Annotated in this window: 17 protein-coding genes; 1 reads left to right on the forward strand and 16 read right to left on the reverse strand. The window is 62.4% G+C overall.

Translation table 11 applies throughout. From position 1 onward, the window contains the following. Window positions 1–53: 53 nt before the first annotated feature. Window positions 54–1,322, reverse strand: a complete 1,269-nt coding sequence (locus tag FJD34_RS19225) for an Hsp70 family protein (RefSeq protein WP_032862385.1) — start codon at window positions 1,320–1,322, stop codon at window positions 54–56. Between the two features lie 272 nt (window positions 1,323–1,594). Here FJD34_RS19225 and FJD34_RS19230 point away from each other — a divergent pair, with 272 nt between their 5' ends. Then, window positions 1,595–2,539, forward strand: a complete 945-nt coding sequence (locus FJD34_RS19230; RefSeq protein WP_090292855.1) for a DnaJ C-terminal domain-containing protein — start codon at window positions 1,595–1,597, stop codon at window positions 2,537–2,539. A 7-nt stretch (window positions 2,540–2,546) separates the two neighbouring features. On the opposite strand, the gene FJD34_RS19235 is transcribed toward FJD34_RS19230, so the two are convergent. The 15 genes from FJD34_RS19235 to FJD34_RS19305 all read right to left on the reverse strand — a co-directional run bounded on the left by FJD34_RS19235 (window position 2,547) and on the right by FJD34_RS19305 (window position 16,840). Beyond that, entirely contained in the window at window positions 2,547–3,671 is a 1,125-nt protein-coding gene (locus tag FJD34_RS19235; protein WP_032862380.1) for a sensor histidine kinase, read from the reverse strand. A 99-nt stretch (window positions 3,672–3,770) separates the two neighbouring features. Then, window positions 3,771–5,471: an urease subunit alpha gene (gene ureC / locus FJD34_RS19240; protein ID WP_032862379.1), complete on the reverse strand. Its 1,701-nt coding sequence runs from the start codon at window positions 5,469–5,471 to the stop codon at window positions 3,771–3,773. 111 nt (window positions 5,472–5,582) lie between these two features. Beyond that, entirely contained in the window at window positions 5,583–5,888 is a 306-nt protein-coding gene (locus FJD34_RS19245) for an urease subunit beta (RefSeq protein ID WP_090292857.1), read from the reverse strand. Then, window positions 5,885–6,418: a GNAT family N-acetyltransferase gene (locus FJD34_RS19250; RefSeq protein WP_032862377.1), complete on the reverse strand. Its 534-nt coding sequence runs from the start codon at window positions 6,416–6,418 to the stop codon at window positions 5,885–5,887. Before FJD34_RS19250 ends, FJD34_RS19245 begins: the two co-directional genes overlap by 4 nt. Window positions 6,419–6,423: 5 nt before the next feature. Continuing rightward, window positions 6,424–6,954 carry a GNAT family N-acetyltransferase gene (locus FJD34_RS19255; protein ID WP_090292858.1) on the reverse strand — a complete coding sequence of 177 codons (531 nt, stop codon included), beginning with the start codon at window positions 6,952–6,954 and terminating at the stop codon, window positions 6,424–6,426. Between the two features lie 9 nt (window positions 6,955–6,963). Then, window positions 6,964–7,266 carry an urease subunit gamma gene (locus FJD34_RS19260; RefSeq protein ID WP_032862374.1) on the reverse strand — a complete coding sequence of 101 codons (303 nt, stop codon included), beginning with the start codon at window positions 7,264–7,266 and terminating at the stop codon, window positions 6,964–6,966. Between the two features lie 79 nt (window positions 7,267–7,345). Beyond that, window positions 7,346–8,185 (reverse strand): urease accessory protein UreD, encoded by an 840-nt coding sequence (locus FJD34_RS19265; RefSeq protein WP_032862372.1) that lies wholly within the window; start codon window positions 8,183–8,185, stop codon window positions 7,346–7,348. Between the two features lie 30 nt (window positions 8,186–8,215). Next, a complete protein-coding gene (gene urtE, locus FJD34_RS19270; RefSeq protein WP_032862370.1) occupies window positions 8,216–8,914 on the reverse strand; it encodes an urea ABC transporter ATP-binding subunit UrtE in 699 nt (232 codons plus the stop codon). A gap of 142 nt (window positions 8,915–9,056) precedes the next feature. Beyond that, complete coding sequence (gene urtD, locus FJD34_RS19275; RefSeq protein WP_032862369.1) at window positions 9,057–9,917, reverse strand: urea ABC transporter ATP-binding protein UrtD; 861 nt, start codon at window positions 9,915–9,917, stop codon at window positions 9,057–9,059. Next, window positions 9,914–10,993: an urea ABC transporter permease subunit UrtC gene (gene urtC / locus FJD34_RS19280; protein WP_090292860.1), complete on the reverse strand. Its 1,080-nt coding sequence runs from the start codon at window positions 10,991–10,993 to the stop codon at window positions 9,914–9,916. The genes urtD and urtC overlap by 4 nt, the downstream gene beginning before the upstream one ends. Further along, a complete protein-coding gene (gene urtB / locus FJD34_RS19285; RefSeq protein WP_090292861.1) occupies window positions 10,993–12,495 on the reverse strand; it encodes an urea ABC transporter permease subunit UrtB in 1,503 nt (500 codons plus the stop codon). Before urtB ends, urtC begins: the two co-directional genes overlap by 1 nt. A 159-nt stretch (window positions 12,496–12,654) precedes the next feature. Next, window positions 12,655–13,920 carry an urea ABC transporter substrate-binding protein gene (urtA, locus tag FJD34_RS19290; RefSeq protein WP_032862366.1) on the reverse strand — a complete coding sequence of 422 codons (1,266 nt, stop codon included), beginning with the start codon at window positions 13,918–13,920 and terminating at the stop codon, window positions 12,655–12,657. Between the two features lie 180 nt (window positions 13,921–14,100). Then, a complete protein-coding gene (locus FJD34_RS19295) occupies window positions 14,101–15,111 on the reverse strand; it encodes a FecCD family ABC transporter permease (protein WP_090292863.1) in 1,011 nt (336 codons plus the stop codon). Further along, window positions 15,108–16,055 (reverse strand): ABC transporter substrate-binding protein, encoded by a 948-nt coding sequence (locus tag FJD34_RS19300; protein WP_065942860.1) that lies wholly within the window; start codon window positions 16,053–16,055, stop codon window positions 15,108–15,110. Before FJD34_RS19300 ends, FJD34_RS19295 begins: the two co-directional genes overlap by 4 nt. After that, on the reverse strand, window positions 16,052–16,840 hold the full coding sequence (locus FJD34_RS19305) for an ABC transporter ATP-binding protein (protein WP_090292865.1): 789 nt from the start codon (window positions 16,838–16,840) through the stop codon (window positions 16,052–16,054). The genes FJD34_RS19300 and FJD34_RS19305 overlap by 4 nt, the downstream gene beginning before the upstream one ends. Window positions 16,841–16,977: the final 137 nt, after the last annotated feature.

The following is a 16,977-nucleotide window of genomic DNA, read 5'->3' on the forward strand; positions in this document are numbered from 1 at the left end:
AAATGTGGGAGCGGGCTTGCTCGCGAAGGCCGCGCCACGGTCTTGGCTAAAGCTCAATAGCCATAGCGCTTACTGGCCTCAATCGCCAACCCACTGCCGATGCTGCCAAAGATATTCCCTTCTACGTGCCGCGCATTGGGCAGCATCGCCGAAACACTCTGGCGCAGGGCCGGGATGCCGCTGGAACCGCCGGTGAAGAACACCGTGTCGACCTGGGCTACGTCCACCGAGGCGTCGTCGAGCAGTTGGGTCACGCTGTTGCGCACCCGTTCCAGCAGGTTGTCGATGGACGACTCGAACAGGGCGCGGCTCAGTTCCACGCTCAGGCCCGCTTCGACCCGATCCAGCGGCACATGGCGGCTGGCGTCGTGGGTGAGGTGGATCTTGGTTTCTTCCACTTCCATGGCCAGCCAGTGCCCGGCGCGCTGTTCGATCAGCTTGAACAACCGGTCGATGCCGCCGGTGTCTTCGATGTCGTAGCGCATGCTGCCCAACGCAATCTGGGACTTTTGCGAGTACACCGAGTTGATCGTGTGCCAGGTGGCCAGGTTCATATGGTGGCTGGTGGGCATGTAGGCGCCGCTTTTCATGCGGCTGCCGTAGCCGAACAGCGGCATCATGCCGGCCAGCGAGAGCTGTTTGTCGAAGTCGGTACCGCCGATGTGCACACCGCCGGTGGCGAGAATGTCGTCGTGGCGGTTGTCGTGCTTGCGCCGCTCAGGCGACAGGCGCACCAGGGAGAAGTCGGAGGTGCCGCCGCCGATATCGACGATCAGTACCAACTCTTCTTTTTCAATGGTGGACTCGTAGTCGAAGGCCGCGGCGATCGGTTCGTACTGGAACGAGACTTCCTTGAAGCCAAGCTTGCGGGCCACGTCCACCAGGGTGTCTTCGGCCTCTTTGTCGGCCATCGGGTCGTCATCGACGAAAAATACCGGGCGGCCCAGTACCACTTCTTCGAACTCACGGCCGGCGGTGGCTTCGGCGCGGTTCTTGAGCTGGCCGATAAACAGGCCCAGCAGGTCCTTGAACGGCATGGCCGTGCCCAACACGCTGGTGTCGTGTTTGATCAGCTTGGAGCCCAAAAGGCTCTTGAGCGAGCGCATCAGGCGGCCTTCGTAGCCTTCCAGGTACTCGTGCAGCGCCAGGCGGCCGTACACCGGGCGGCGTTCTTCGAAGTTGAAGAACACCACCGACGGCAGGGTGATCTTGTCGTCCTCCAGCGCGATAAGCGTTTCCATGCCGGGACGGATCCAGCCGACAGTGGAGTTGGACGTGCCGAAGTCGATGCCGCAGGCACGGGCTGGGGAGGTGTTGTTCATGTCTAACAGGTTCCGGTTAAAAAACGGCCGCGCAGTGTATGTCACTCGCGTGCAGATGCGTAGGCCGACTATCCGCTAAATACAGCAGACTTGTTACCTTGAAAGGTCGGCTCTTTGCCCCCAACTCCTGTGCATACGGTTGGTGGCTGTCGAAAGGATCAAGTTTGTCCTGCAAGCCGCCGATAATTTTCTGACGCACCTCGAACCGCCCCGCAATGCCCAGGCAGGCAGGGCGCGACTGTGCGATCTCGATAACGGATGGTGATGCCCCCATGGATTTCAAAGACTATTACAAGATTCTTGGTGTCGAGCCGACGGCCGATGACAAGCAGATCAAGGCCGCTTATCGCAAGCTGGCCCGTAAGTATCATCCCGACGTCAGCAAGGAAAAGGACGCGGAAGAGAAGTTCAAGGATGCCTCGGAAGCCTATGAAGCGCTGAAAAGTGCGGACAAGCGCGCCGAGTACGACGAATTGCGCCGCTATGGCCAGCATGGTCAACCGTTCCAGGGGCCGCCAGGCTGGCAGAGCCGTGGCGGGTTTGGCGGTGGCCAGGACAGCGGTGAGTTCTCTGACTTTTTCAGCTCGATCTTCGGCTCCCGTGGCGACGGCTTTGGTGGCGGTCAGCGCCGTCCTACAGGGCGTAAAGGCCAGGACGTGGAGATGCAGCTGTCGGTGTTCCTTGAGGAGACACTCTCTACCGAGTCCAAGCAGATCAGCTTCCAGGTCCCGCAATACGACGCCTCGGGCCGGCACGTCAGCAACACCACCAAGAGCCTGAACGTGAAGATCCCGGACGGTGTAGCCGATGGCGAGCGCATCCGCCTCAAGGGCCAGGGTGCGCCGGGGATTGGCGGTGGGGCCAATGGCGACCTGTACCTGATCATCAAGTTTGCGCCGCACCCCAAGTTCGAAGTGGACGGCGAAAACCTGATCATCAACCTGCCCCTGGCGCCATGGGAACTGGCCCTAGGCACGGAAGTGGCGGTGCCGACCCTCACCGGCAAGATCAACCTCAAGGTGCCGGCCGGCAGCCAGAATGGCCAGCGCATGCGCGCCAAGGGCCATGGCTTGCTGAACAAGGCCGGGCAACGCGGGTATCTGTTTGTGCAGCTCAAGGCGGTAATGCCTAAGAGCTGTGACGATGAGGTCAAGGCGTTGTGGCAGGAACTGGCGAAAAAAGCCGACTTTGATCCACGGGAAGCCTGGAGCCGCTAACAGAGGCCTATCGGCGCGGCAGCACCACGGTAAACGTGGTGCCCGCCGCTTCGCTGGAGGCCACTTCAATCGTGCCCCGATGGGCCTGCACCACTTCCTTGACGATAAACAGCCCCAGCCCAAGGCTGGTTGAGGTGCTGCCCAGCTCTTCAGTGGCGCTGCGCACCAGCGGGTCGAATACGGTGCCCAACGCCGCCTGGGGAATCGGTGTGCCGTAGTTGTGCATGCGCAACTCCACGCTATCAGGCGTGCCGTTGAGGCTCAGGGTCACGGCCTGGCTGTTGAGGCCGTGCTGCAACGCGTTGCCGATCAGGTTCTGCAACAGTTGATCAATCCGCCCGCGATCCCACTGCCCTTGGGCATCCCCGTCGATATGCAAGTGAATCTGGCAGTCCGGATGGCCCGCGCACGCTTCGTCGATGGCTTCCTTTGCCGCCTCGGCCAGGTTCATCGGCTTGGGCTCGATGGGCAGGCTGCTGCCCAGTCGGCTGCGCACAAACTCCAGCAGATCGCTGACCATGGCTGCCATATGCCGGGCGCCACTCTTGATATTACCCACCAGGTCCAGGCCATTGCTGTCCAGCGGGACCTTGCGCAACAACATCTCGGTAGACATCTTCACCGCCTGCAACGGTGCACGCAGGTCGTGGCCGAGGATGGCGAGGAAAATATCCCGCGAGCGATTGACCTGCTCGGCGTAGGCCGCGGTGGACTCGGCCAGGGCTTCGTCGATGGCTTCGTTGAAACGGATCATGTCCTGGAAATACTTAAGGTCCGGCGCCTCCAGGCTCTCGACCCACAGCCGGATCACACAGGCCCGCAGGTGACGGAACTCGGAGGTCATCTGCACCAGGTCAAAACCCACGGTATGGCGCAGCTCGCCATGGCTGGCGGCGGCTTCGTCCAGGCTCGGGGTTTTCTCCGGGCCTTCGCCCTTGGCCTTGGCCGCTTGTTCGCTGGCGCTCTGGCGGGTGTTCATGTCCCGTGCGGCGGCCAGCAGGATCGAGTGCGCGTGGTCGCGCAGTTGCGTGCGGTTCAGGGTTTCGGCGGCCGGGGTCAAGGTTTCGGCAAACTGCTCCCATTCATCGACGATCCGGTCGGCATGCAACGCGATGAATTCGGATAGGCGCATAGCCAGGTTCCCAAGTGCAAGACAGTGAGCAAACGTGGCGCATCGTAGCGCCAACGTCTGCGAGCTTCACTGGCTCGCTGGCAACCTGCCGATGAACGGTCAGAACAGGAAGTACCGCTGGGCCATTGGCAGCACATCTGCCGGCTCGCACCACAACAGCTCGCCATCGGCCTTGACCTGGTAGGTCTGCGGGTCGACCTCGATGTCTGGCAGGTAGTCGTTGTGGATCAGGTCTGTCTTCTGTACCCCACGGCAGCCCTTGACCACCCCGATCTGCTTTTTCAATCCCAAGGCCTGCGGCAAGCCTTCAGCCAGCGCCGCCTGGCTGATAAACGTCAGGCTGGTGGCGTGCAATGCACTGCCGAAACTGGCGAACATCGGGCGGTAGTGCACCGGTTGCGGGGTGGGGATCGAGCCGTTGATATCGCCCATCAGGCTTGAGGCAATCGCTCCGCCCTTGAGAATCAACGTGGGCTTGATACCAAAGAATGCCGGGCGCCACAGCACCAGGTCGGCCCATTTACCGGCTTCGATGGAGCCCACCTCATGGCTGATGCCATGGGTGATCGCCGGGTTGATGGTGTACTTGGCGATGTAGCGCTTGGCGCGGAAATTGTCGTTGCCTGCGCCGTCCCCCGGCAGTGGCCCGCGTTGCTTTTTCATTTTGTCGGCGGTTTGCCAGGTGCGCATGATCACTTCGCCCACGCGGCCCATGGCCTGGCTGTCGGAGCTGATCATCGAGAATGCGCCAAGGTCATGCAGGATATCTTCGGCGGCGATGGTCTCGCGGCGGATGCGGCTTTCGGCGAAGGCCACGTCCTCGGCAATGCTCGGGTCGAGGTGATGACAGACCATCAACATGTCCAGGTGCTCGTCGATGGTATTGCGGGTGAACGGCCGGGTCGGGTTGGTGGAGCTGGGCAGCACATTGGGGAAGCCGCAGGCCTTGATGATATCGGGCGCATGCCCGCCGCCGGCACCTTCGGTGTGGTAGGTGTGGATGGTGCGGCCCTTGAGCGCGGCGAGGGTGGTTTCGACAAAGCCGGACTCGTTGAGGGTGTCGCTGTGGATCGCCACCTGCACGTCGTACTGGTCGGCCACGCTCAGGCAGTTGTCGATACTGGCGGGCGTGGTGCCCCAGTCTTCATGCAACTTCAAGCCGATGGCACCGGCCTTGACCTGCTCGATCAACGGCTCGGGCAGGCTGGCGTTGCCCTTGCCGGTAAAGCCTATGTTCATCGGGAACGAATCGCTGGCTTGCAGCATGCGCGCCAGGTGCCACGGGCCCGAGGTGCAGGTGGTGGCGTTGGTGCCGGTGGCCGGCCCGGTGCCGCCGCCGATCATGGTGGTGACGCCACTGGTCAGTGCTTCTTCGACCTGCTGCGGGCAGATGAAGTGCACATGGGTGTCGATGCCGCCGGCGGTGAGGATCATGCCTTCGCCGGCAATCACTTCGGTGCTGGCGCCGATGGCCAGGGTCACGCCGGGCTGGATATCCGGGTTGCCGGCCTTGCCGATCCCCGCGATACGGCCATTTTTCAGGCCGACGTCGGCCTTGACGATACCCCAGTGATCGATGATCAGCGCGTTGGTGATCACCGTGTCGACCACCTCGGCGGCCAGCAGTTGGCTCTGGCCCTGGCCGTCGCGGATGACTTTGCCGCCGCCGAATTTCACTTCTTCGCCGTAGGTGGTGAAGTCCTGTTCCACTTCGATCCACAGCTCGGTATCGGCCAGGCGGACCTTGTCACCGACGGTGGGGCCGAACATGTCGGCATAGGCCTGGCGGCTGATTTTCATAGGAGTGTCCTGAAGAATTTGTGTTGAATGTGAATCCGCTATCGCAGGCAAGCCAGCTCCCACATTTGAAATGCATTCCCATGTGGGAGCTGGCTTGCCTGCGATGAGGCCCTAAAGATCACCCATGATCTTCCCGGCAAACCCGAACACCCGGCGCAACCCTGCCAGCTCCACCAACTCCACCTCGCGACTCTGCCCCGGCTCGAACCGCACCGCCGTGCCCGCCGGGATGTTCAGGCGCATGCCGCGGCCCAGGGCGCGGTCAAAGGTCAGCGCGTCGTTGGTCTCGAAGAAATGGTAATGGGAGCCGACCTGGATCGGCCGGTCGCCGCTGTTGGCCACGCTCAGGCTCAAGGTGCGCCGGCCCACGCTCAGTTCGATCTCGCCAGGCTGGATCTGGTATTGGCCAGGAATCATGCAGGTTGCCCCAGGGTCTTGAAGTAGATGGCGGTCGGGCTGTAGCGTCCGTCCGGGCTTTGGCAGTAGTCCGGCAGTTCGCCGATCTTGGTGTAGTGCAGGGCCTGGTAGAAGGCTTCGGCCGGGGAGCCGGCTTCGGTGTCCAGGTACAGCAGGCCACGCTTGTGCTGGCGTGCACACAGCTCCAGCGCGTTCATCAATTGATGGCCCAGGCCATGGCGCCGGGCGTCATTGAGCACCAGCAACTTTTGCACCTCGGCGCGGTTGAGGCCGTTGGCTTTCTGGCACAGCGCCAGTTGCACACTGGCCAGCACCTGTTCATCGCGCACCACCACCCACAGCAGCAGGCTGGCGTCCTCGACGCCGGCCTGTACGCCGTCGAAGTAGGCGCGGGCCTGGGCTGCGTCGAGGTCGGCCATGAAACCCACCGATGCGCCGTGCTTCACGGCGTCCAGCAACAGCTCAATCAGGCCCTGGCGATAATGGGCAAAACTTTCGGCATTCACTCGACGCAGTTGGGCAGCGTTCATCGGTATCACTCCTTGTGCACGGCAGGTGGCTGGGCGCCGGGGTTGAGCAGCAGTTGCATGAAGGTCAGGTCCAGCCAACGGCCAAACTTGGTGCCCACCTGGGCCATCTGCCCGGTGGTGCTGAAGCCCAGGCGCTCATGCAGGCGGATCGAGGCCAGGTTGCCGCTTTCGATGGCCGCGACCATCACATGTTTGTCGCAGGTCCTGGCGCGCTCGATCAGTGCCTGCATCAGCAGCGGGCCAAGGCCCTTGCCACGTTGGTCGTTGCGCACGTACACCGAATGTTCGACGGTGTGGCGAAAGCCGTCGAAGGGCCGCCAGTCGCCGAACGAGGCATAGCCGACGACCTGCTCGGCATCCACCGCCACCAGGATCGGATAGAACTGCGCCAGGCGCGCGCTGAACCAGGCCTGGCGATTGCCCAGGTCCACCGGTTGGTCGTTCCAGATCGCTGTGGTGTTGAGCACGGCATCGTTGTAGATATCGCGGATGGCCGGCAAGTCGCCGTGCACCGCGTCACGAATCAGCAAGGACATGGCCGGGCCTCAGGCGATGGGTTGGTGGACGGTCACCAGTTTGGTGCCGTCGGGGAAGGTGGCTTCGACCTGGATATCCGGGATCATTTCCGGGATGCCTTCCATCACTTGCTCGCGACTGAGCAGGGTGGTGCCAAAGTGCATCAGGTCGGCCACGGTACGGCCATCACGCGCACCTTCGAGCAGGGCGGCGGAGATATAGGCAATGGTTTCCGGGTAATTGAGCTTCACCCCGCGCGCCAGGCGGCGTTCGGCCACTAGGCCGGCGGTGAAGATCAGCAGTTTGTCTTTTTCCCGTGGGGTCAGGTCCATGGTCAGCAATCCGTTTTGAAAAAAATTTATTAACAACACAGGTCCAATGTGAGGGCTTGCTCGCTCCCACATTTTGATTTCATGTGTTCCAAATTCTCGGAGGTATGGCCTCACGCCCCAGCAGCGCCGGGCGCAACAACCGCCACAGATCAATCAACCAGGCCCGCGCCAGCAACGTCTCGCTGGCCAGGCAGCGCGCCACCAGCAAACCCGGCAGTTGGGTCAGGTCGCCACGCACTGCATGGGGCAGCGCACGGCATTGTTCAAGCAGTTCGGTATCGATTTCCCCGCTCACCAGCAACGTGGCAAACACCGGCTGCCCATCCAGGCCAATCGGCGAGTCGAGCAGGCCGTCGTCGCCCACAATGCGCTGGCGCTCATGCCACAGCAACTGGCCGTCGCGGCGGATATCCAGGTGCGACTGAAAGTGCCCAAGGTCGAAACGCTCGCCACTGGCCGGGCGCCCCAGCGCCACCACATCCCAGTAGAACAAACGGGCGTCGCCGTGCAGGTCGATGCGGGTACTGAGTTCGGCCTGTGCGGCGCTGAACACGATGGTTTCCTGGGGCAGCCACTCCAGGGTGGCGCCGGCCTCGACCGTCAATGCCACTTGCTGATAGGCCGGCCCGCTGGCGCGGTACCACTTGGCGGCGCCGGGGCTGGTCAACTGTGCCCATGCACCCTGGCCGACATGCGCCGTGATATCCAGGCGATCCCCCCCGGCAATCCCGCCCGGCGGGTGCACGATAATGTGCTGGCACACCTCGGGACCTTCGGCGTACAGGTGCTTTTGCACCCGCAGCGGGCCCTGATGGCGGCGCAGCACCGGGCGCGTGGTCGTGCCAAATTGTGCGTAGCCCAACTCCAGCGCGGCGTGCCAGCTGGGGGTGAACAGGGCGGTGGGGGCAGGAACAGTCATGGTCAGGGCTTATCAACGAGACGCTACAGATTAGATGGTAACCAGGCCGCGTACACCCTCGGCTTCCATATTTTCACCACGGCCCTGCTGGACGATTTCACCCCGTGACATCACCAGGTATTGATCGGCCAGCTCGGCGGCAAAGTCGTAGAACTGCTCCACCAGCAAAATCGCCATGTCGCCACGTTCGGCGAGCTTCTTGATCACCGCACCGATCTCCTTGATCACTGACGGTTGGATGCCTTCGGTGGGCTCGTCGAGGATCAACAGGCGCGGGCGGCTGGCCAGGGCCCTGCCGATCGCCAGTTGTTGCTGCTGGCCGCCGGACAAGTCACCACCGCGGCGGTGCTTCATTTGCAGCAAGACCGGGAACAGTTCGTAGATAAACGGCGGCACTTCCTTGGCTTCGCTGCCGGGAAAACGCGACAGGCCCATCAGCAGGTTTTCTTCCACCGTCAGGCGGCCGAAAATCTCCCGGCCCTGGGGCACGTAGGCGATGCCGGCGTGTACCCGTTGGTGCGGCTTGAAGCCGGTGATGGCCTTGCCTTCCCAGTTGACTGCACCTTCCTTGGCCGGCAACAGGCCCATCAGGCATTTGAGCAGGGTGGTCTTACCCACGCCGTTGCGTCCCAGCAGGCAGGTGACTTCGCCGACTTTCACGTCAAAGGACAGGCCGCGCAGGATGTGGCTGCCGCCGTAGTATTGGTGCAATTTATCGACTTGCAGCATGTTCAAATTCTCCTCAATTCCCTGTAGGAGCGAGCGTGCTCGCGAAAAGCGCCAAGGCACCGCGGGCATTCAGGCTCGGCGCGTTATCGTTGACGATCTTCGCGACCAAGCTCGCTCCTACAGAGAGCAATCCGCATCGGGTTCAGCGACCGAGGTACACCTCGATGACGCGCTCGTTTTCCTGCACCTGTTCCAGCGACCCTTCGGCCAGCACGCTGCCCTGGTGCAACACCGTGACGTGGTCGGCAATCGAGCCGACAAAGCCCATGTCATGCTCCACCACCATCAGCGAGTGTTTGCCCGCCAGGCGCTTGAACAGCTCGGCGGTGAACTCGGTCTCGGCGTCGGTCATGCCTGCCACCGGCTCATCAAGCAGCAACAGTTGCGGGTCTTGCATCAACAACATGCCGATTTCCAGGAACTGTTTCTGGCCGTGGGACAGCAAGCCGGCCGGGCGTTGCACTGATGCTGTGAGGCGAATGGTGTCCAGCACCTCGTCGATGCGGTCTTTCTGCTCGCCGCTCAGGCGTGCGCGCAGGCTGGCCCACACTGACTTGTCGGTTTTCTGCGCCAGCTCCAGGTTTTCGAACACGCTCAGGGCTTCGAACACCGTGGGCTTCTGGAACTTGCGGCCGATTCCGGCCTGGGCGATCTGCACTTCGCTCATGCTGGTCAGGTCCAGGGTTTCGCCGAACCAGGCCTTGCCGTGGCTGGGGCGGGTCTTGCCGGTGATCACGTCCATCAGCGTGGTTTTGCCCGCACCATTGGGGCCGATGATGCAGCGCAATTCGCCGACGCCGATGTACAGGTTCAGGTCGTTGAGCGCCTTGAAGCCGTCGAAGCTGACGCTGATATCTTCCAGGGTCAGGATCGTCCCGTGGCGGGTGTTGAGGCCCTTGCCTGCGGCCTGGCCGAGGCCGATGGCGTCGCGGCTGCTGCCGGCATCTTTGTTGGGGTCGAGAACAGGTTCGAGCATAAATTCAGCCGTCGGTGTGATTCTCATTGTTCGCCCTTCTTCTTCAGCAGGCCGATGATGCCCTTGGGCAAATACAGCGTGACGATGATGAACAGCGCGCCGAGGAAGAACAGCCAGTATTCCGGGAAGGCCACGGTGAACCAGCTCTTCATGCCATTGACCACGCCTGCGCCGAGCAGTGGGCCAATCAAGGTGCCGCGCCCGCCGAGGGCAACCCAGACAGCCGCTTCGATGGAGTTGGTCGGTGACATTTCGCTGGGGTTGATGATGCCCACCTGCGGCACATACAGCGCCCCGGCCAGGCCGCACAACACCGCGCTCAGCACCCACACGAACAGCTTGAAGCCGCGTGGGTCATAGCCGCAGAACATCAGGCGGTTTTCTGCATCACGCAGGGCCGTCAGCACCCGGCCGAACTTGCTCTGCGCCAGGCGCCAGCCGATGTACAGGCTGGCCACCAACAGCAGCACCGTAGCCAGGAATAGCACCGCGCGGGTGCCCGGTTCGGTGATGCCGAAGCCGAGAATACTGCGGAAATTGGTAAAGCCGTTGTTGCCGCCAAACCCGGTCTCATTGCGGAAAAACAACAACATCCCGGCAAAGGTCAGGGCCTGGGTCATGATCGAGAAATACACGCCCTTGATTCGCGAACGGAAGGCAAAGAAACCGAACGCCAGCGCCAGCAAGCCCGGGGCCAGGACCACCAGGCACAGGGCCCAGAGGAAGTGCTCGGTGCCGACCCAATACCACGGCAACTCAGTCCACGACAGGAAGGTCATGAACGCCGGCAGACCCTCGCCGGACGCCTGGCGCATCAGGTACATGCCCATCGCGTAGCCGCCGAGGGCGAAGAACAGGCCGTGGCCCAGGGACAACATGCCGGCGTAACCCCACACCAGGTCCAGCGCCAGGGCGACGATGGCGTAGCAGAGGATCTTGCCCACCAGGGTCAGGGTGTAGGCCGAGACGTGCAATGCACTGTCTGCGGGCAACAGTGACAACAACGGCAACGCCAGCAGCACGGCGAGGATCACCACGCCCACCGCAATCGTCACCTTGGGGCCGGCCTTTTGCGCGGCCGTGAGCATCAATGGCTGGTTCATCAGTCGATCACCCGTCCTTTCAGTGCGAAGAGTCCCTGCGGGCGTTTCTGGATAAACAGAATGATCAGCGCGAGGATCAGGATCTTGCCGAGCACGGCACCGATCTGCGGTTCAAGAATCTTGTTGGCAATCCCCAGGCCGAAGGCGGCCATGACACTGCCGGCCAACTGGCCGACACCGCCGAGCACCACCACCAGGAACGAGTCGATGATGTAGCTCTGGCCCAGGTCCGGGCCGACGTTGCCGATCTGGCTCAGGGCCACGCCGCCCAGGCCTGCGATGCCGGAGCCCAGGCCAAACGCGAGCATATCCACGCGCCCGGTGGGTACGCCGCAGCAGGCGGCCATGTTGCGGTTCTGGGTCACGGCGCGCACGTTGAGACCCAGGCGGGTCTTGTTCAGCAGCAGCCAGGTCAGCACCACCACGCACAGGGCGAAGGCGATGATCACGATGCGGTTGTACGGCAGCACCAGGTTGGGCAGCACCTGGACCCCGCCCGACAGCCACGCCGGGTTGGCCACTTCAACGTTCTGCGCGCCGAACACCAGGCGCACCAACTGGATCAGCATCAGGCTGATGCCCCAGGTCGCCAGCAGGGTTTCCAGCGGCCGGCCATAGAGGTGACGAATCACCGTGCGTTCCAGAACCATGCCGATGCCGGCGGTGACAAAAAACGCCACCGGCAGTGCGATCAACGGGTAGAACTCGATGGCCTGGGGTACGTAGCGCTGCATCAGCAACTGCACCACATAGGTGGAGTAGGCGCCGAGCATCAGCATCTCGCCATGGGCCATATTGATCACGCCGAGCAAGCCGAAGGTGATCGCCAGTCCCAGGGCCGCCAGCAACAGGATCGAGCCCAGGGACATGCCGCTGAAGGCCTGGCCGAGCATTTCGCCCACCAGCAGCTTGCGCTTGACCTGGGCCAGGCTGGTTTCGGCGGCGGTGTGCACCGCGGCGTCAGCCTCGACACCAGGTGCGAGCAGGGCTTCCAGGCGGGTACGGGCCAGTGGGTCGCCGGTGTCGCCGAGCAGGCGCACGGCTGCCAGGCGTACTGCGGGGTCGGAATCGACCAGTTGCAGGTTGGCCAGGGCCAGGCTCAGGGCACTGTGGACGTCGTCGTCGGCTTCGTTGGCGAGTTGCTGGTCGAGGAATTTCAGTTGTGCAGGCGTCGCACTTTTTTGCAGTTGTTGCGCAGCCGCCAGGCGCACCTTGGGTTCGGTGGCGAGCAACTGCTGGCTGGCTTGTACGTTGTTGATCAAGCCGCGCAGGCGGTTGTTCAGGCGTACGGTCTTGGTTTCGCCGTTTACCGTGAGTTGGCCTTGTTGCAGTGAATTGATCAACTCGACACGCGCCGGGTCGGGCTGGGCGGCCCAGTCCTGCAACAGTTTGGCCTGTTGCGTGGGGTTGGCCGCGAGGAAATCTTCGGCATCGCCTGCGTGTGCAGCCAGGGGCAGCAACAGCAGGCAGGCCAGGATGAGGCGGTGGAGGGCAGTGGGCATAACAAATTGTCCTGAACATGCGCGGACGGTGTGAACACCTACCCTCTGTAGGCGCTGGCTTGCCGGCGATAGCGGTGGGGCAGTTATAGATGAGTCGACTGACACACCGCTATCGCCGGCAAGCCAGCTCCTACAGGGAGCGGGCCCGTGGGTTGGGGCTTAGTTGCTCTTCACCGCGTGATCCGGCTTCTTGTCGTTGCCAGGGATATACGGGCTCCAAGGCTGGGCACGGATCGGCCCTTCGGTCTGCCAGACCACCGAGAACTGGCCGTCAGACTGGATCTCGCCAATCATCACCGGCTTGTGCAGGTGGTGGTTGGTCTTGTCCATGGTCAGGGTGTAGCCCGACGGTGCGGCGAAGGTCTGGCCGGCGAGGGCTTCACGCACCTTGTCGACGTCGGTGGACTTGGCTTTCTCCACCGCCTGCGCCCACATATGGATGCCGACGTAGGTGGCTTCCATCGGGTCGTTGGTTACGGCCTTGTCGGCGCCCGGAAGATTTTTCGCCTTGGCATAAGCTTTCCAGTCAGCGACGAACTTGGCGTTGACCGGGTTCTCTACCGACTGGAAGTAGTTCCACGCCGCCAGGTTGCCCACCAGTGGTTTGGTGTCGATGCCGCGCAGTTCTTCTTCGCCCACCGAGAACGCCACCACCGGAACTTCGGTGGCTTTCAGGCCCTGGTTGGCCAGTTCTTTGTAGAACGGCACGTTGGAGTCGCCGTTGACGGTGGAGATCACCGCCGTCTTGCCACCGGCGGAGAATTTTTTGATGTTGGCGACGATGGTCTGGTAATCGCTATGGCCGAACGGGGTGTAGACCTCTTCGATGTCTTTGTCGGCGACGCCTTTGGACTGCAGGAACGCGCGCAGGATTTTGTTGGTGGTGCGCGGGTACACGTAGTCGGTACCCAGCAGGAAGAAGCGCTTGGCGCTGCCGCCTTCCTCGCTCATCAGGTATTCCACCGCCGGGATTGCTTGCTGGTTCGGCGCGGCGCCGGTGTAGAACACGTTGGGCGACATTTCTTCGCCTTCGTATTGCACCGGGTAGAACAGCAGGCCATTGAGTTCCTCGAACACTGGCAGCACCGATTTACGCGACACCGAGGTCCAGCAGCCGAACACCACGGCGACCTTGTCCTGGGTCAGCAACTGCCGCCCCTTTTCGGCGAACAGCGGCCAGTTGGACGCCGGGTCCACCACCACCGCCTCCAGCATCTTGCCGTTGACGCCACCCTTGGCGTTGATCTCGTCGATGGTCATCAAGGCCATGTCTTTGAGCGACGTTTCGGAGATCGCCATGGTCCCGGACAGCGAGTGCAGGATGCCGACCTTGATGGTCTCGGCGGCCTGGACGGTCCAGGTCAGGCCCATGGCGGCAATGGATGCCGTGAGTGTGAAAGCCTTGATCAAGCTGCGACGCTTCATTGTGCAATCTCCGTGACTCAACAGTGTTAGACGACAGTTGAGGGAGGCATTGCAAGCCGTGTGCCTAGTCGTATAAAGGCAGAAAACGGTCGTTTTGGCGCGGGCTAGGTTTGTGCAGTGCACCATAAGCTGGCAGATCGAGTGGCATGGTGCGCGTGCGTGCGCCACAAGGGGGCGTCATCAGCGCTTGCGCATCAAGCCGATAAAAAACAACCCGCCAATGGCCGCAGTGGCCACGCCGATCGGCAAGTCCTCGGGGGCGATCAGGGTGCGCGCGGCAACGTCGACCCAGACCAGGAACAGGCTGCCCAGCAGCACGCACACCGGCAGTACCCGGCGGTGTTCTGCGCCTACCAGGCGACGGGCGATGTGCGGCACCATCAGCCCGACAAAGCCAATGGAGCCGCTGATCGATACCAGCACGCCGGTCATCAACGAGGCGATCAAAAATACCTTGAGGCGCACATTGCGGGCGTTCAGGCCCAGGGTCACGGCGGTCTGCTCGCCGGACATCAGCGCGTTGAGCGGGCGCGCCATGCCCAGTAGCAAAACCAGCCCCAGCAAGACAGTGACGGTGGGGATCGCCAGCAGTTCCCAGCGCGCCAGGCCCAGGCCGCCGAGCATCCAGAACATCACGGCTGACGCCGCGCGATGATCGCCCATGAACAGCAACAGGTTGGCAACCGCCATCATCACGAACGACACGGCCACGCCGCACAGCAACAGACGATCACTCTCCAGGCGGCCATTACGACTGGCCACCGCCAGCACCACCAGCATGCTTAGCAGCGCGCCGATGAAGGCGGCGGTGGGCAGGGTCAGCAGGCCGATGACTTCGCCGACATGCAGCACCACAATCACCGCGCCCAATGTGGCGCCCGAAGTTACGCCCAGCAGGTGTGGATCGGCCAGGGGGTTGCGTGTGACTGCCTGCAAGACCGCGCCGATCAGCGCCAACCCGGCGCCTACCAGCGCGCCCAGCAACATGCGTGGTACACGGATCAGCCAGACGATATGTTCCTGGCCGGCGCTCCAGTTGGCCTCGCCGATGCCCAAGGCCTTGTGCAGCAGAATCCGCCACACCACATCTACCGGCACTCGCGCGGAGCCGAACCCCAGCGAGATTACGCAAGAGATCAGCAACAACCCGCCAAGGGCACTCAGCAGCAGGGCATAACGACGGTCGATCATTGGCCGTGGAACCCCTTGGCCAGGGTCTCGACCGCCAGCACATTGTCGATGCCCGGCGTGGCCTGGACGTAAGGGATCACGATGAAACGCTGGTTCTTGATTGCGTCCACCGATTGCAGTGCCGGGTTATCGAGCAAAAACTGCTGTTTCTGCTCGGCGGTGATTTCGCTGTAGTCGACGATCACGATCACCTGCGGGTTGCGTTCGACCACGGTTTCCCAGTTGATCCGGGTCCAGCTGGCTTCGACGTCATCGAGGATATTGCGCCCGCCGGCAGCATCGATCAGTGCTTGCGGCATGCCCAGGCGCCCGGAAGTCATGGCGCGGTCTTCTCCGCTGTCGTAGAGAAATACCCGTGGCTTTTCGGCGGGCAGGGTTGTCTGCACCTGGGCGACCTGGGCCTGCATCTGTGCGATCAAGGCGTTGGCGCGGTCCTGCACGTCGAAGATCTTGCCCAGGTTGCGCAGGTCGTTATAGGTGTCGTCCAGGGTTGCAGCGGGGCGCTTCATCACAAAGGCGCAGGACTCGGTCAGCTCCAGCACATTGATACCCAGGGGCTGCAGGGTTTGCGGCGTAAGGTCGCCCCCCACGCGCATGCCGTAGTCCCAGCCGGCGAAGAAGAAATCGACGTTGGCGTTGAGCAGGGTTTCCACCGACGGATACTTGCTGGCCAGTTCCGGCAGACCGTCGAGGATCTGCGCCATCTCGGGCGTGACCGACTTCCAGCCAGTCACGCCGCTGTAGCCGACCATGCGCGACTTGAGACCCAGTGCGAGCATCATCTGGGTCATGTTGATGTCGTGGCTGACCGCATGCCTGGGCGCCTGCTTGAAGGTCACTTCGCGGTTGCAGCTCTGGATCTTCAGTGGGTAATGGGTGGCCTCGGCGAACGCCTGGGTCGCACCGCACAGCAGGGTAAAGCACAGCAGGGAGCGCAGGATCATGGTTGGGTTATCCAGGTGATTCGTGGGTAGCCGGACAGGGGATGAGTGTCAATCAAGGCTTCGACACCAAACACCTCGCGCAGCAGTTCGGCAGTCAAGACTTCGTGGGGCGTACCGCTGGCAACGATCTGCCCATGGTTGATGACGTACAGGCGATCACAGAAGGCTGCGGCCAGGTTGAGGTCGTGAATGCTGGCCAGGGTGCCGATGTTCAGGCGCTTGACCAGCCCCAGTAACTCTAGCTGATAGCGCGGGTCGAGATGGTTGGTCGGCTCGTCAAGGATCAGCAGTTGCGGTTGCTGGGCCAGGGCGCGGGCGAGGATCACCCGCTGCTTTTCACCGCCGGAAAGCGTAGCGAAGGCATGGTCTTCAAAGCCCAGCAGGCCGACCGATTCCAGGGCTTGTTCGATCAACTGCCGGTCGTGCCGGGTATCGCCGTCGAACAGCCCCTTATGGGGCGTGCGACCCATGGCGACCACCTCATCGACCCGCAGGCCGAAGGCGTCGGGAAATTCCTGCAACACCACGGCGATGCGCTGGGCGCACCAGCGCGAGGATTGCTTCCAGACGTTCTGGTGGTCCAGCAGCACCTCGCCGGCGGCGGGTTTGCTGAAACGATAGGCGCAGCGCAACAGGCTGGTCTTGCCGCTGCCGTTGGGGCCGATCAAGCCAACAAACTCCCCCGCACCCACCCGCAGGCTGGCATCACGCAGTTGGAACTGGTGATGACAGTGGCCATGGCCCAAGGGCGACCAGGCGAGGTGGTGAAGGTTGAGTGCGGTCATCGATAATCTCAAGTCAAACATAGATCCAATGTGGGAGCTGGCTTGCCTGCGATAGCATCACCCCGATGTAACTGACAGACCGAGGTGTCTGCATCGCAGGCAAGCCAGCTCCCACAAAAGCCCTTCCACACTGGAGG

The sequence above is a fragment of the Pseudomonas brenneri genome (assembly GCF_007858285.1).
Lineage (GTDB): Bacteria > Pseudomonadota > Gammaproteobacteria > Pseudomonadales > Pseudomonadaceae > Aquipseudomonas > Aquipseudomonas brenneri.

What these genes read in the sequence shown, in the direction of transcription:
- FJD34_RS19225 (WP_032862385.1), bottom strand. Translation starts at nt 1,322, where the DNA reads ATGAACAACACCTCCCCAGCCCGTGCCTGCGGCATCGACTTCGGCACG.
- FJD34_RS19230 (WP_090292855.1), top strand. Translation starts at nt 1,595, where the DNA reads ATGGATTTCAAAGACTATTACAAGATTCTTGGTGTCGAGCCGACGGCC.
- FJD34_RS19235 (WP_032862380.1), bottom strand. Translation starts at nt 3,671, where the DNA reads ATGCGCCTATCCGAATTCATCGCGTTGCATGCCGACCGGATCGTCGAT.
- ureC (WP_032862379.1), bottom strand. Translation starts at nt 5,471, where the DNA reads ATGAAAATCAGCCGCCAGGCCTATGCCGACATGTTCGGCCCCACCGTC.
- FJD34_RS19245 (WP_090292857.1), bottom strand. Translation starts at nt 5,888, where the DNA reads ATGATTCCTGGCCAATACCAGATCCAGCCTGGCGAGATCGAACTGAGC.
- FJD34_RS19250 (WP_032862377.1), bottom strand. Translation starts at nt 6,418, where the DNA reads ATGAACGCTGCCCAACTGCGTCGAGTGAATGCCGAAAGTTTTGCCCAT.
- FJD34_RS19255 (WP_090292858.1), bottom strand. Translation starts at nt 6,954, where the DNA reads ATGTCCTTGCTGATTCGTGACGCGGTGCACGGCGACTTGCCGGCCATC.
- FJD34_RS19260 (WP_032862374.1), bottom strand. Translation starts at nt 7,266, where the DNA reads ATGGACCTGACCCCACGGGAAAAAGACAAACTGCTGATCTTCACCGCC.
- FJD34_RS19265 (WP_032862372.1), bottom strand. Translation starts at nt 8,185, where the DNA reads ATGACTGTTCCTGCCCCCACCGCCCTGTTCACCCCCAGCTGGCACGCC.
- urtE (WP_032862370.1), bottom strand. Translation starts at nt 8,914, where the DNA reads ATGCTGCAAGTCGATAAATTGCACCAATACTACGGCGGCAGCCACATC.
- urtD (WP_032862369.1), bottom strand. Translation starts at nt 9,917, where the DNA reads ATGAGAATCACACCGACGGCTGAATTTATGCTCGAACCTGTTCTCGAC.
- urtC (WP_090292860.1), bottom strand. Translation starts at nt 10,993, where the DNA reads ATGAACCAGCCATTGATGCTCACGGCCGCGCAAAAGGCCGGCCCCAAG.
- urtB (WP_090292861.1), bottom strand. Translation starts at nt 12,495, where the DNA reads ATGCCCACTGCCCTCCACCGCCTCATCCTGGCCTGCCTGCTGTTGCTG.
- urtA (WP_032862366.1), bottom strand. Translation starts at nt 13,920, where the DNA reads ATGAAGCGTCGCAGCTTGATCAAGGCTTTCACACTCACGGCATCCATT.
- FJD34_RS19295 (WP_090292863.1), bottom strand. Translation starts at nt 15,111, where the DNA reads ATGATCGACCGTCGTTATGCCCTGCTGCTGAGTGCCCTTGGCGGGTTG.
- FJD34_RS19300 (WP_065942860.1), bottom strand. Translation starts at nt 16,055, where the DNA reads ATGATCCTGCGCTCCCTGCTGTGCTTTACCCTGCTGTGCGGTGCGACC.
- FJD34_RS19305 (WP_090292865.1), bottom strand. Translation starts at nt 16,840, where the DNA reads ATGACCGCACTCAACCTTCACCACCTCGCCTGGTCGCCCTTGGGCCAT.